The organism is Pseudoalteromonas sp. 68 DY56-GL68, from assembly GCF_041414825.1.
Taxonomy (GTDB): domain Bacteria; phylum Pseudomonadota; class Gammaproteobacteria; order Enterobacterales; family Alteromonadaceae; genus Pseudoalteromonas.
The window spans coordinates 51,756-64,943 of record NZ_JAOCZL010000011.1 but is presented as its reverse complement, the minus strand read 5'-3'; the positions used below and the strand labels follow the sequence as shown (position 1 = coordinate 64,943).

The window sequence follows — 13,188 nt, the reverse complement described above, 5'->3', positions numbered from 1 at the left end:
TAAGCTTGATGTTTAGAAGGTAGTAACTATGTCAAACGCAATACATCGCATATTAAGTAATGTCATTGTATTCGCACTTTTAATCAGTGTGAGTTTGATTTCTTACGCCAGCGACATAGAAAACCATTCTGATAGTGTTACACCCACCTCACATTTTATTGCGTGTGATAATGCAGACCTTGCTAACCTTGATACTGATTTAGATAAACATACTCCAGCACTCAACTTTCGCGCAGCCCAACCACTGCCTGATGTGCGCTTAGGTGTACGTGTTTTTACTCAGACTAAGGCCTCTGTATACAGTGCGCACCAGCGAGGGCCACCTGTATTTTAATTTAACTACGTTTTTAAAAATCGATGCTTAATTAAAATTTATGGTGACAAATATGAATAATTTCAAAGAATTACGTCTTCAAGACGTATCTAATGGTGCATTATCTAACGCTGTTAATGAAGTAGAACCAACACTTGATCTAACATCTCCAGCATTAAAAGTACTCAATAGCTTTACACAAAAAGATCCACTACGTGCTCACGCAAGCACCACCATTGTTGATGCGCTAAAACAAACAAGTAACCGCTGCTCTGACTTCATCTTAGTCGTTGATGACACAGACAAGTTAGTTGGGATCACATCGAGTGCTGATCTACAAAGCTCTAAAATAATGATTCTTGCACAACGTTTGAACTTACATCGCGATGAAGTGACTTTGCATGATGTAATGACACCGCTAAATAATCTAGCAGGTGTAAGCTTACAGAGCATCAGCTATGCATGTATTGGGGATGCACTACAAACCATGGAACACCAAGGTATGATGTTTCTTTTAGTAACAAGTGCTGAACATGAAATTTGTGGGTTAATTTCTGCACGTGAAATTGCTAAAAAGCTACATATTCCTGTCAATATTAACCCTATTGCAAACAGCTTCAGTGAAGTGATGCAGCATATCGATCACCCTCACTAAGCCATAAATATTGCGTTGTGTAGAACAATTTTAGAAGGCCTTAAAAGCAGTGCTTTTAAGGCCTTCTTATTGTGATATTATTCAGGCAATTAATCTTCAGTTTACTGATTTTCTATTTTTAAAAAGGTTTATGCATGAGCAATATCTCTGCACGCTTAGCGACCGAGCTAAATGCCCAGCAACCACAAGTTGTTGCTGCAATCAAATTACTTGATGAAGGTGCCACAGTCCCTTTTATCGCACGTTACCGGAAAGAAGTTACAGGCGGCCTAGACGACACGCAATTACGACTACTTGAACAGCGCCTTTCGTACTTACGCGAGCTTGAAGAGCGCCGCAGCTTTATTCTTGCCACAATTGAAGAACAAGGTAAGCTAACCGCCGAGCTAAGTAGTGATATTAATAACGCTGACAGTAAAACAGAGCTTGAAGATTTATACCTACCATTCAAACCTAAACGCCGCACGAAAGGACAAATTGCCATTGAAGCGGGTATTGAACCACTTGCCGATGCGCTATTTAATGACCCCAGCCTCGAACCAGAGCAGCAAGCTGCTGACTATATTAATGCTGACGCAGGCTTTGCTGATACAAAAGCGGTGCTTGACGGTGCTAAATTTATTTTGATGGAACGCTTTTCTGAAGACGCCAAACTGCTTGCTAAATTCCGTAGTCATATTGCACAACACGGCCAAATTGAAAGTACAGTAATCGCTGGTCAAGAAAATGAAGGGGCTAAATACCGTGATTACTTTGAGCACCAAGAGCCGCTTAAAAAAGTTCCCTCACACCGTGCTCTCGCCATGCTTCGCGCTCGCAATGAAGGCATTTTACAATTAAGCATCAACCCAGAACCAAGTGCAGAAAACCCAGCACAGGTATGTGCACAAATGATTGCTGACTACTATCGGTTAGATGTGAGCAATAGCGCTGCAAGCAGCTGGTTAATGAGTGTTGTACAGTGGGCTTGGAAGATTAAATTAAGCCTACACTTAGAAAATGAATTTTTAGGTGCAATGCGCGAAAAAGCGGAAACCGGCGCGATTGACGTATTTGCAAAAAATTTAAAAGACTTATTAATGGCTGCACCTGCAGGGCCACGTACAACCTTAGGACTTGATCCTGGTTTACGTACGGGTTGTAAAATCGCTGTTGTAGACAGCACTGGTAAGCTTTTAACAACGCAAACAATTTTCCCACATGCGCCGCAAAACCATTGGGAAAAATCACTTCGCACACTTGAGCAACTTTGTCGCCAATATAAAGTTGAGTTAATCGCGATTGGTAATGGCACTGCATCACGTGAGTCTGATAAGTTAGTTGCTGAATTGATTAAAACCAACAGTGAACTTAAATTAAATAAAATAATGGTCAGTGAAGCAGGTGCATCTGTTTATTCAGCGTCTGAATTTGCCGCCAACGAATTCCCTAACCTTGATGTATCATTGCGCGGTGCAGTGTCAATTGCACGTCGTTTGCAAGATCCGCTTGCCGAGCTTGTAAAAATCGAACCTAAATCAATTGGTGTAGGTCAATATCAACACGATGTTTCACAAAGCCAATTAGGTCAAACCCTGACCTCGGTTGTCGAAGACTGTGTAAACTCTGTTGGTGTTGATTTAAATATGGCCTCGGTGCCGTTACTAACTCGTGTATCTGGCTTGAACAAAACACTTGCGCAAAACATTGTTAGCTATCGTGATGCCAATGGCTCATTTAGCAAACGCTCTGAGCTTAAAAAAGTTGAGCGCCTAGGACCAAAAGCCTTTGAACAAGCAGCTGGTTTCTTGCGTATTAGCACAGGTTCAGATCCTCTTGATAACTCATCAGTTCACCCTGAAGCCTACCCTGTTGTTAAGCGTATATGTGAAAAGAACAGCTTAGATGTAAATAGCTTAATTGGTAACACTGATATTTTGAATAAATTGGTTGCCAACGACTACACAGATGAAAAATTTGGTTTACCAACCGTTACCGACATTATCAAAGAGCTTGATAAACCAGGTCGAGACCCTCGCCCAGAGTTTAAAACTGCTGAATTTAAAGCCGGTGTTGAGACCATTAACGATCTAAAACCAGGTATGATTCTAGAAGGTGTAGTTTCCAATGTTGCCAACTTTGGTGCCTTCGTTGATGTGGGTGTACACCAAGATGGTTTAGTTCATATTTCAGCGATAACCAACAAGTTCATTTCTGATCCACGCGAAGTGGTTAAAGCAGGTGATATTGTTAAAGTAAAAGTACTTGAGGTTGATGCAGCGCGTAAACGTATCAGTTTTACAATGCGTTTAGATGATGATGTAGATACAAGCAATAAAACCGCACCTGCAGGCAAATCAAAACCTGCGGCTAAAGCGAAAAGTGCGCCTAAGCAAAAGCGTGACTTTGGTAATGCGGCAATGGGTAACGCATTTGCCGATGCATTTGCAAATGCCAAAGTAAAAAAATAGTTTTAGCTTAAAAACAAAAACGCGGTTCAAATTGAACCGCGCCTCTTATAAATCTGATAATTATATAACCGCCGAAAAATTATTCTGCTCCCCAGGCGATGTAGCCATTTGATAAAAGTTGGCTATTCGTGTGGCTCGCTCATCAACTTCCACATCTCGTTTGGCTGTCTTGGTCTGAGAAGTGCTGACCGCTTCACTTTCATCTTCAGCACCTTCACGGTCAATTCTTAATGACGACGATTCATCACCACCCTGTGCTTTTTCGCGCGACTGCATAGCAAGTTCAGCCTGCGCTGCGGCAAGTTTCTGTGTCGCATCGGCTGCAATAGCACGGTCTGCACTGGATGGCTCTTGAGGTGCAAGCGCTGCCGCTCTTACCGTTTGCATTTTATCGATTGTTGCCTGAGGGTCACCACTTACCTCAGCCACATCAATTTGTACTTCCCCGCCAACCGCGTAGTTTGTGCCGTCGGGGCCTCGTTGATACTCATAACTTGGCGAGCCTGCGTATTTACCCCCTACCGAAGCATGCGCCTGTTCATGTACACGCACTTCAGTGTCTCGCGCTTTCAGCTCTTTAATTTGTTCAAGCTCTAACTGTTCTTGCTGTGCAACTTTTTGCTCTTGTTTTTGCTCTTCTTGTTGCTGCTGCTCTGATTTCTCGTCACTACCTTGTTCGCTTTGCTCTCGCTCTTGAATCGCTCTATCGTCTTCAAGACGACCCTTAGCATCATAAGTGCTTACATCTCCGCTTGGCTGTCTTGCTTTTTCGCCATCACTCAGTGCTTTATTTTCTGCGTTACTCGAACTAGTTGCCACAGGAGGTGGGATGACTTCACGCAACTGATTATCACGGCGTGCACTTTCGGTGTGTACGTTCGCCGTGTTAATGTTGATTGCGGGAAAGGGAGTAACGATATTCATAGCTAAGCTTTTATATCAATTAGCGTGCCTAATACTTCATCGGCAGTTTGAATCGTATTAACGTTAGCCTTAGCATTGAACTCTTCAACTTTCAGGCTCACCAATGCTTCATCAATACGAGCAGGCTGAGACACAGGTGGCGTAACAGCTTCCTCTGGTCTTGCACCTTGTAATTGTCTTTGCTGAGCAAGTTGAGCGTCGTCTTGCTGGTCAATAGACGCGCGGCTAATTTGCGCACTTGCTTTTTCAATGCCTTGACTTGCGCGGTTGTAACCTTCTACGCCATTATTAAATACAGAACTGATTGGCATCATATCCTCCAACAGTGAGATCTTCCCTACAAGTATCGCTCACAAAACAATCAAAATAAAGTAAAATCCCCCTATTTTTGGGCTCTGCAGAGCAATATTTAATTAACACATTGATTTCAGAGCGCTTATAAATTCAGTTTTATGAGAAATAAAAGGAGCGTGAGATGCCTTATCGATCACCTCATATTCAAAGTTAGGCTGCAAAGCCTGCATATCCTTAATTGCACGGTAAGGAACTAGCGCATCTAAACGCCCAAATATACCGCGAATAGGGAGCGTTATTTTGCTAAATAGCTGACGTAAATCTTCTTGCTGTAGGATATCTAGGCCTGCACTGAGGGCTCGCTCTTGCGGTGCTGGATACTGTTTTAATAATCTTTTTAACGCTTTAATATCGTCACGAGCTGATTCGCTGCCCATGGCTTGAATCGCTAGGAATCGCTCGATAGTTTTGTCTGTGTGAGTGACTAGTTGCTCTTTAAACGCATCAAGCACTTCAGGCTTAATACCCGCCCAATTATCAGCTTGAGCAAAAAAAGGGCTCGATGCCACTAAAATAACCTTGGATACTTTTTCTGGCCAGTGAGCGGCAATGTAAAGTGAAAATAATCCGCCAAGCGACCACCCAACTAGTATTGAGTCGTTATGCAATTGTTCACTCAGCATCTTGGCTGCTTCATGCAAATTATAGGTATTGGGTAATGACTGCGCTTCACCAAAGCCTGGTAAATCAAGGCAGCGAATAGTGCCCTCATATGAAAACTCAAGCTCTGGCAAAATCACTTGCCAGACCCCTTGATTCATTCCCCAGCCATGTAATAACACCATTTCATTTTGCATATTTTTAAACTCTCAAGCACACTGATGGCTCATGATAGCGTTTAAAGGATTGAATGCAATGGCTCACTTAACGAAGATATTAAAACATAGCTTACATGCGCTGTTTCCTAACTTTTGTGTTACGTGTCAAACGCATATAAAAAGTAACTATGCACTTTGCGAGCATTGTTTAAACGACTTAAGGTTATTTGATCTAAGCAAACATGCTAATTTACTTCACCGCCCTGATATTTGTGATGCATTCCCCGATTGTCATTTTGATCACCTCATAGCCTGTGCATGGTATGAAGCCCCTATGAAACAGTGGCTTAAACAACTGAAGTTTAGTGATAAACAGTACTATAAAATAGCCCTACAACAGGTTATTTATTTGCAGTTACAGCACGCTAAAGCAGTCAATGAATCTTGGCCTGATGAGTTTATTATTATGCCGCTGCATAATAAACGCTTTATAAAACGAGGGTACAATCAGGTAAGCCAAACTTGGCTACCGGTGTTAAAAGCAATGAACTTAGTTGTAACAGAGCCGCTTGTTAAACAAAAAGCAACGATTGCACAATCTTCTCTCAGTAAAGCTAAACGAATTAAAAATATGCGTAATGCATTTATGTGCCAAGCAAATTTGCAGGGTAAGTCGGTCGCCATTATTGATGATGTAATGACATCAGGGGCAACATTGAATGCAGCAACCGATGAGCTAAAAAAAGCAGGTGCCAAACACGTATGGGCAATGCTGACGTGTTTGACCCCTTTAGGAGAACCTTAAAAGACGTTAATCGCCCGCTGCATGAAAGGCATTACCAAAGAATAAAGCATTGCTCAATAATCGGCTAGTACCATACCAATAACCACGAAACACAGGGTTATCCGTCATACCAATAACACTGCCTTTTCCATATGAGTGAGCAATTAAGCCCGCAGCACCTGCAACTTGCTCTACATTCACATCATCAGTAAAGCCCGCTAATAATGGCTTATCTGTGTATGTCAAAACATTTACAAACGGTGCATCTGACTTTTCAAGCAACCAAGTGCTATTTTTAAATACTGGCAGGGTATTACGGTTAAGTGAAAATGTTAGCGGGTGTGATAAATCAACAGACGTATTAAAAATTGCTCCGGCAATACGTTGACGGCCCGCTAAGTGATCTTTATCGGCATAAGTAAGTCCTTGCGTATTAAATGCGCTCGCTACATCACGACGAGATAAGTAACTGGCCTTTAATAATTGTTGGTCAGCGAGGAACTTGGCACCTCCTTTATGACCCCAAATAACACCACCTTTACGTACCCAAGCTTTGATCGCAACCTTGGTCGCATCATCAAGTGCATTGTAATTACCATGAGCCAAAATAATATGGCTGTAATTCTCAAGGTCAAGGCTGCTAAGACGAGGCATTTCAACAATAGTTGGCGCAGTGCCTACAAAACGGTCGAGGTAATACCATACTTCACCCAACTCATATTGGCTGGTTCCGGCACCACCCACGAGTAAAACTTTAGGCGCTTTTACAACTGCCATAGAGCGAGAGCCTAAATCAGCCCCTTTCACCGTTAAACCTGAGCTAATTGGCGTAATTTCAATACCGAACTCAGTCTGTGCTTGATTTAAGTAATCAACCCAATTGCTGTCTGTTTGCAAACCTGCGGGGAGCAAAATACTACCGGGTTCAAATGCAACCTCACCACTGGGCGTTTTAGCGGTAAGAGGACTCAATGCAACACGCGCTTTAACACCCTGCTTTAGCAAAGTATTCAACATTTTTGGTGCAAGATAATCATCCCACTTGAATGCGTAAGCATAGCTTTGTGGCAATGTTGCGTAACTTGACTTAACTCCTTTTTGCCAAGGCATTTTTGCAACATCAAGCCCCCATTTACTACTTACTTTTGCAAACTCTAAATTAAATGCATGCGCGAGTGTCCAGCCAGATACATCATAGAATGTGTTATCAACAAAGCGTTGTTGTTCACTAAAAACGGCTTTCACTAAGCGAAACTGTGGTTGTGCTAATGGTACGAAATAGCTGTTTTCAGAGAAGCTTTGACCATTCACTTTTAATGGCTCTTCAAGCATATACGCATTGATTTGGTGTTGCTTTAATAACGCTAAAAAGTACTGCATGCGGCTGTTATCTGCACCGCCTTTAACAACATACCCTTTAAAGTCTTCATCACCAGCAAGGTCAATCGCTTTGTTATAAAACTCAGCTTGGTAATCAAGCAAATCTTGGCGGTTTTCAATTGCAGCCTGAAAGGTAGATAAACTAGTTAGTAATTGATTTTTAATCGTAAACGGAAAGCTTAACGGGCCGTTGATTGTATCTTGTAAATGACCACGTGAGCTGGCTTGCTCAAATAAAATACCCACCCCACCATTCACGTCAGGGTAAGTTGAACCTTTTCCGTAGTAAAAATCATCAAAACTCTCTTCGGTGAAGTACAAAGCATTATGCTCATCAAGCGTCTTCGCATGATAGTTAGCAATTGCTTTAGTCAAAGTCACATTTTCTTCTGGTGTAATCGGGTGCTTGCGTGTCGGAATACCGGGTTGAAAAAAGAAAGTGCTGTTTGGTCCCATCTCGTGGAAGTCAGTAAGAATATTCGGCTTCCATTGATGGAACTGAGCTATACGTGCTCGTGATTCAGGGTGTTGTAGTAATAACCAGTCGCGGTTTAAGTCAAATAAATAATGATTAGTACGGCTACTAGGCCAGTTTTCTCGATGCTCGCGAGTTTCTGGATCTGACGATAAATTCATACCGCGATTACTGTTTGCCCAGTTCGCGAAACGCGCTAAACCATCAGGATTTAAAGATGGGTCCAGTAAGATAACGGTATTGTTCAGTAAAGTATCAATTTCTGGGCCTTGCGCAGCAGCTAAGTAATAAGCCACTAATAATGAAGCATTACTCCCTGATGACTCATTACCATGCACGCTATACCCCATCCATACAACCGCCGGCTGTTTGCTTGAGTCTGATGATTCACCGTCCAAACGTGCTAGGTGGGCTTTACGAATAGCCTCAACTTGCCCTAATTTTTCTGGCGCAGTGATAGTTAACATAACCAATGGGCGTTGTTCATGAGTACGACCGATCACTTGAAAGTTCATTCGGTCACTTTTATCGGCAAGAATTTGCATATACTGCACAAGCTGATCATGGCGAACATGCCACTCACCTACTTCGTAACCTAACACCTGTTCAGGTGTTGGAATGGTTGGATCAAATTTCACATCTTGTTCAAAGTAATAAGAAAGGGGTTTCGCTAATGCGCTAACGCTCACTAGCATGGTTAATATTGTTATTATTAAACGCATAGATAGCACCTGTACTTAATTGATGTTTTCACGCTACCACTAGACAAAATAGATGCAACTTTTTACGCTCAACACTGGCGACAATACGATGAGCGGAGTATGATACACAGTATCCGAGTAATTTAGTCAAGTATAGTCCGTTTTATGATCTCTATTTCTGAATCTGCACAATCTCATTTTGCTAAACTTTTAGCAGACCAAGCTGAACAAACAAACATTCGTGTTTTTGTTGTAAATCCAGGTACTTCGCAGGCGGAGTGTGGTGTTTCTTACTGCCCAGAAGACGCGGTTGAAGCGACTGATATTCGTCTACCTTTTAATGGCTTTGATGCCGTTGTTGACGCAGAAAGTGCGCCTTTTTTAGAAGAAGCTGAAATCGATTTTGTAACTGATAAAATGGGCACTCAGTTAACTCTAAAAGCGCCTAATGCCAAAGCACGTAAGCTTAGCGACGACGCGACGTTACAAGAGCGTGTACAACACATGCTTGAAACTGAAGTCAATCCACAACTTGCAAACCACGGTGGTCAAGTTGGTTTAGTTGAAATTACCGCTGACGGTATTGCTGTTCTGCAATTTGGTGGTGGCTGTAACGGTTGTTCGATGATTGATGTCACGTTGAAAGAGGGCATCGAGAAAGAAATGATCGCTAAGTTTGATGAAATCAATGGTGTGAGAGACATTACCGATCACCAATCTGGTGAGCACTCTTACTACTAATCGGTATCTAAAGCATGCTTAAACAATGGGTATTTCGCTTAGGTAGCGACCCCAAATTAAGCTTAAAACGCTTTCTTTGCGGCCTAGCACTGTTTGTGCTGGCCGTAATTTTTATTGCCATTGGTTATTATGGCCCTGTAATCTTGCAACTGATTGGCTTACTTATTTTGGCCATCGCGTTATTTTTTGCCGCTTGGGGTTACTTAGGTATTTTTGCCAACCGTTTTGCTCAAGTTCTTGAGCGAGCATCTCCCAAAGATGATGATCCTGACCTTTGGAAATAAACGCTTATTTCAACAAGCCATTTTGTTTAACAATATAACGATAGCGCAACCATAACGTTATACCGCGCATCAGCATAAAAATGGTCATTGCGAACCAAAGGCCATGGTTTTGCCAATCACTTACCAACCAAAACAGTCCAAAAAAGCCGAACGCTGCACTAATCAGCATCGTATTTCGCATATCTTTTGCACGCGTTAAACCAACAAAAACACCATCGAATAAAAAGCATGCCATTGCTGCAATAGGTAAGATAATCACCCATGGCAAATAATCTGCTGCCATCGTAATCACTTCTGGCACATCGGTTAATAAACGAATAATTGCATTACCAAAAATTAAAAATATTAAGCTGTAAAATAATGCAAAAAGCCCCCCCCAGAACAAACTCAAATTAACCCACAGCTGTATTTGCTCAGTGCTCTTTTCGCCTTTTGCTTTACCTACTTTAGCTTCACTTGCATATGCAATACCATCAAGCGCAAAACTTACGAGCATTAAAAAGTTCAGCAGTACTGCATTCGCTGCGAGTATCGTTTCGCCAATTCTTGCGCCATAGAAGGTCATAAAGCTAAAACACAATTGCAACGCCAGTGAACGTATGAAGATATCACGGTTTAAATTAACTAATTCGAGCAGTTTAGCCATGTTAAACCACGCCTTTACCGCTAAGTTAATGCCCTGCTTTTTAGCCAACTGATAAACTAAACAAAGTGCAAAGGCTAAAGCGATGTAATCTGCAATTAACGATGCCCAAGCCGCTCCAGCCACTTTCCAATCAAGAAAAACAACAAAATAGATATCAAGCACGATATTGGTAATATTGGTGATGAGTAATAAATAGAACGGCCCTCTGCCGTAATGTACCCCCAACATCCACCCTAATAGCACTAAATTACACAAAGCAGCTGGCGCACTAAAAATACGGATTGAAAAATAGCTATGTGCTTGCTCCAACACTGCTTGATTTGCGCCCGATAAATATGCCATTAAGGATTGAATAGGTACACTAAGCGCGATTAATATAAGCGCAACGAAAGTCGCTAACAATAAACTGCGCTTTAATAACTCAGCTAGCAAAGTATGATCGTCTCGACCGTAAGCTTGCGCAACAAGCCCCGTGGTGCTCATACGTAAAAATCCTGCTAGCCAAAATAATAGGGAGATAACTGCTGAGCCCAGTGCAATACCGGCTAAGTAGTGAGCACTGCCTAAATGACCGATGACAGCAGTATCAACTAATCCTAACAATGGAACAGTAATATTTGATAAGATCATTGGACCGGCTAATAACAGCAAACTTTTATGGTGTGCCTTATGACGTTTAAGAAAATGTTTCATGTAGTATTTGCAGTCCTGTTAGGTTTATCAGTGCGTGCCCACGGCGCCGTTATTTTACAGTATCACCACGTGAGTGAAACCCTTCCGGCTGTTACAAGCGTCAGCAGCGAGACGTTTACCAAGCACATGCAATATTTAAAAGACCAGCAATTTAATGTTATCCCATTAAATGAGTTGATTTCTCAACTGCAGGCAGGTCAAGAGTTAGCCGATAAAACTGTCGCAATCACGTTTGATGATGGTTATAAAAATAATTATGAACAAGCTGCCCCTATCCTCGAAAAGTATGGCTACCCCTATACTATTTTTGTAAACCCTGAACTTATTGATAGTGGTAAAAGCTATGTCATGACTTGGCAGCAATTAAAAGAGCTGGCTAATCAAGGAGCCTTAATAAGCAATCATACGCAAGTGCACAATTACATGCATTTAAAACAAGAAGGTGAGACTGATGCTCAGTGGCAGTCTCGTACTAAAAAAGATATTTTAAATGCCCAAAAGCGCATTAAAGATGAAATAGGCCATGATTATAAATACCTTGCCTACCCTTATGGTGAGTTCAATAACGAGTTACAAGCATTAATTAAGTCATTGGGTTTTGTTGGTATTGGCCAACATTCAGGTGCAGTAGGAGTTCACTCTGATTTTACGCGATTACCGCGTTTTCCTGCATCAGGCTTTTATTCTAAACTTGATACCCTGTCGACGAAACTTGACTCACAAGCTTTTACAATTAAAGCATTAAATTACGCCGATAGTGTCACCAGCGAAAACCCGCCAAGTTTAAGCATTCAATTCGATATGCAAGATTTCCACAAAAGTCAGTTCGCATGCTATGTATCGGGTGTTGGTCAAGCTAACCTTGAGTGGGTAAGCAAAGATACAGTACACATTACCTCGCCTAATAAATTGAAAAAGGGTCGCTCTCGGTTCAACTGTACAGCCCCCTCTATCAACAAAAAAGGCAGTTATTATTGGTTTTCACAACCTTGGGTAATTACACCTTAGCAGCCTGTTTAAGCATGTGTGCTGCTACTTTATCAAGCCTGACAATTTCATTAGCCGCATTCAATTCGATTGCGGCTTTTGGCATCCCCCATACCACAGACGATAACTCATCCTGTGCCATGGTATAGGCACCAGCTTGATGTAAAGCTAACAACCCTTTTGCACCGTCACTTCCCATGCCGGTTAATAAAGACGCTACCGTTGTTTTGCAATTTAAAACCGCTAAAGAGTTAAATAACACATCCACAGCAGGTCGATGACGATTAACAGGCTCGCCTGAGTCTAATTGGCAATACAGCGCAGCTCCCTTTTTCACCACACTTAAATGCTGATCGCCTGGGGCAATATAAGCCCAGCCGGCTTCTAACTTGTCACCTTGCTCAGCCTCTTTAACATTTATCGCACAGATTCGGTCCATCCGCATCGCAAATGAAGTGCTAAACACAGGTGGAATATGTTGCGTTATCACAATGGGGGGGCAGTGTTTGGGCATACGAATAAGCACTTCTTTGATTGCCTCTGTTCCCCCCGTTGAAGCACCTATGGCCATAACTGCATTACTTTTAAATTGCAGACTGTCGAGTGAGCTATCTTTTTCTAGTTTCTGCTCTTTAAATGCTCGGATCCTTGCACCTGCTGCTGTACGGACTTTTTGTTGTACTAAGTGCGCATAGCGTTGCAAGTTTTCAGACACATTAGCCGTTGGTTTTGCGATAAAATCCACAGCCCCGAGTTCTAGCGCTTCGAGGGTAATAGGTGAGCCTTTTTGAGTCAATGTCGAAACCATAACAACTGGCATTGGTCGCAAGCGCATTAAATTTTTCAAAAAGCTTAAGCCATCCATTTTTGGCATTTCAATATCAAGCGTCAGCACATCGGGGTTTAAACGCTTAATGAGATCACGTGCTTGGTAAGGGTCTTCAGCTGCACCGACAACATGCATATCATCCGCTTGCTCAAGTACCTCTTTCAGTAAACCACGGATCAAGGGTGAATCATCAACAATAAGTACCTTGATCATA

Annotated in this window: 13 protein-coding genes; 7 read left to right on the top strand and 6 right to left on the bottom strand. The window is 42.1% G+C overall.

The features are described from left to right. Positions 1-28 precede the first annotated feature (28 nt). The 3 genes from NYF15_RS07435 (at position 29) to NYF15_RS07425 (ending at position 3,418) form a co-directional block, all read left to right on the top strand. The gene (locus NYF15_RS07435; protein ID WP_371353209.1) at positions 29-334 is read left to right on the top strand and encodes a hypothetical protein; all 306 of its coding nucleotides are present in this window, start codon (positions 29-31) and stop codon (positions 332-334) included. A 52-nt stretch (positions 335-386) separates the two neighbouring features. Further along, complete coding sequence (locus tag NYF15_RS07430) at positions 387-968, top strand: CBS domain-containing protein (protein ID WP_130149154.1); 582 nt, start codon at positions 387-389, stop codon at positions 966-968. Between the two features lie 134 nt (positions 969-1,102). Further along, the gene (locus tag NYF15_RS07425) at positions 1,103-3,418 is read left to right on the top strand and encodes a Tex family protein (RefSeq protein ID WP_371353208.1); all 2,316 of its coding nucleotides are present in this window, start codon (positions 1,103-1,105) and stop codon (positions 3,416-3,418) included. A 60-nt stretch (positions 3,419-3,478) separates the two neighbouring features. Here NYF15_RS07425 and NYF15_RS07420 read toward each other — a convergent pair whose 3' ends face one another. The 3 genes from NYF15_RS07420 to bioH all read right to left on the bottom strand — a co-directional run bounded on the left by NYF15_RS07420 (position 3,479) and on the right by bioH (position 5,493). Beyond that, a complete protein-coding gene (locus NYF15_RS07420) occupies positions 3,479-4,342 on the bottom strand; it encodes a putative metalloprotease CJM1_0395 family protein (protein WP_237120326.1) in 864 nt (287 codons plus the stop codon). Positions 4,343-4,344: 2 nt separating this feature from the next. Continuing rightward, complete coding sequence (locus tag NYF15_RS07415; protein ID WP_371353259.1) at positions 4,345-4,653, bottom strand: hypothetical protein; 309 nt, start codon at positions 4,651-4,653, stop codon at positions 4,345-4,347. Between the two features lie 102 nt (positions 4,654-4,755). Next, positions 4,756-5,493 (bottom strand): pimeloyl-ACP methyl ester esterase BioH, encoded by a 738-nt coding sequence (bioH, locus tag NYF15_RS07410; protein ID WP_341803466.1) that lies wholly within the window; start codon positions 5,491-5,493, stop codon positions 4,756-4,758. 58 nt (positions 5,494-5,551) lie between these two features. Here bioH and NYF15_RS07405 point away from each other — a divergent pair, with 58 nt between their 5' ends. Beyond that, positions 5,552-6,259, top strand: coding sequence for a ComF family protein (locus tag NYF15_RS07405; RefSeq protein WP_130149158.1), 708 nt, complete (start codon positions 5,552-5,554; stop codon positions 6,257-6,259). A gap of 6 nt (positions 6,260-6,265) precedes the next feature. Here NYF15_RS07405 and NYF15_RS07400 read toward each other — a convergent pair whose 3' ends face one another. After that, positions 6,266-8,815, bottom strand: coding sequence for a M14 metallopeptidase family protein (locus NYF15_RS07400; RefSeq protein ID WP_237120330.1), 2,550 nt, complete (start codon positions 8,813-8,815; stop codon positions 6,266-6,268). 144 nt (positions 8,816-8,959) lie between these two features. Between NYF15_RS07400 and nfuA the strand changes: the two genes are divergently transcribed. Together nfuA and NYF15_RS07390 are read left to right on the top strand one after the other, a co-directional pair. Continuing rightward, complete coding sequence (gene nfuA, locus NYF15_RS07395) at positions 8,960-9,535, top strand: Fe-S biogenesis protein NfuA (protein WP_062568328.1); 576 nt, start codon at positions 8,960-8,962, stop codon at positions 9,533-9,535. Positions 9,536-9,549: 14 nt separating this feature from the next. Continuing rightward, positions 9,550-9,819 (top strand): hypothetical protein, encoded by a 270-nt coding sequence (locus NYF15_RS07390; RefSeq protein ID WP_371353207.1) that lies wholly within the window; start codon positions 9,550-9,552, stop codon positions 9,817-9,819. 4 nt (positions 9,820-9,823) lie between these two features. Here NYF15_RS07390 and dinF read toward each other — a convergent pair whose 3' ends face one another. Next, on the bottom strand, positions 9,824-11,158 hold the full coding sequence (gene dinF, locus NYF15_RS07385) for an MATE family efflux transporter DinF (protein WP_371353206.1): 1,335 nt from the start codon (positions 11,156-11,158) through the stop codon (positions 9,824-9,826). On the opposite strand from dinF, the gene NYF15_RS07380 reads away from it, so the two are divergent. Further along, positions 11,135-12,166, top strand: a complete 1,032-nt coding sequence (locus tag NYF15_RS07380; protein ID WP_371353205.1) for a polysaccharide deacetylase family protein — start codon at positions 11,135-11,137, stop codon at positions 12,164-12,166. The two genes, dinF and NYF15_RS07380, sit on opposite strands and share 24 nt — an antisense overlap. Here NYF15_RS07380 and NYF15_RS07375 read toward each other — a convergent pair. Beyond that, positions 12,156-13,187, bottom strand: a complete 1,032-nt coding sequence (locus NYF15_RS07375) for a chemotaxis response regulator protein-glutamate methylesterase (RefSeq protein ID WP_237120334.1) — start codon at positions 13,185-13,187, stop codon at positions 12,156-12,158. The genes NYF15_RS07380 and NYF15_RS07375 overlap by 11 nt on opposite strands. Between the last annotated feature and the right edge of the window lies 1 nt (position 13,188).

What these genes read in the sequence shown, in the direction of transcription:
- NYF15_RS07430 (WP_130149154.1), top strand. Translation starts at nt 387, where the DNA reads ATGAATAATTTCAAAGAATTACGTCTTCAAGACGTATCTAATGGTGCA.
- nfuA (WP_062568328.1), top strand. Translation starts at nt 8,960, where the DNA reads ATGATCTCTATTTCTGAATCTGCACAATCTCATTTTGCTAAACTTTTA.
- NYF15_RS07405 (WP_130149158.1), top strand. Translation starts at nt 5,552, where the DNA reads ATGGCTCACTTAACGAAGATATTAAAACATAGCTTACATGCGCTGTTT.
- NYF15_RS07425 (WP_371353208.1), top strand. Translation starts at nt 1,103, where the DNA reads ATGAGCAATATCTCTGCACGCTTAGCGACCGAGCTAAATGCCCAGCAA.
- NYF15_RS07400 (WP_237120330.1), bottom strand. Translation starts at nt 8,815, where the DNA reads ATGCGTTTAATAATAACAATATTAACCATGCTAGTGAGCGTTAGCGCA.
- bioH (WP_341803466.1), bottom strand. Translation starts at nt 5,493, where the DNA reads ATGCAAAATGAAATGGTGTTATTACATGGCTGGGGAATGAATCAAGGG.
- NYF15_RS07390 (WP_371353207.1), top strand. Translation starts at nt 9,550, where the DNA reads ATGCTTAAACAATGGGTATTTCGCTTAGGTAGCGACCCCAAATTAAGC.
- NYF15_RS07435 (WP_371353209.1), top strand. Translation starts at nt 29, where the DNA reads ATGTCAAACGCAATACATCGCATATTAAGTAATGTCATTGTATTCGCA.
- NYF15_RS07420 (WP_237120326.1), bottom strand. Translation starts at nt 4,342, where the DNA reads ATGAATATCGTTACTCCCTTTCCCGCAATCAACATTAACACGGCGAAC.
- dinF (WP_371353206.1), bottom strand. Translation starts at nt 11,158, where the DNA reads ATGAAACATTTTCTTAAACGTCATAAGGCACACCATAAAAGTTTGCTG.
- NYF15_RS07375 (WP_237120334.1), bottom strand. Translation starts at nt 13,187, where the DNA reads ATGATCAAGGTACTTATTGTTGATGATTCACCCTTGATCCGTGGTTTA.
- NYF15_RS07380 (WP_371353205.1), top strand. Translation starts at nt 11,135, where the DNA reads ATGACGTTTAAGAAAATGTTTCATGTAGTATTTGCAGTCCTGTTAGGT.
- NYF15_RS07415 (WP_371353259.1), bottom strand. Translation starts at nt 4,653, where the DNA reads ATGCCAATCAGTTCTGTATTTAATAATGGCGTAGAAGGTTACAACCGC.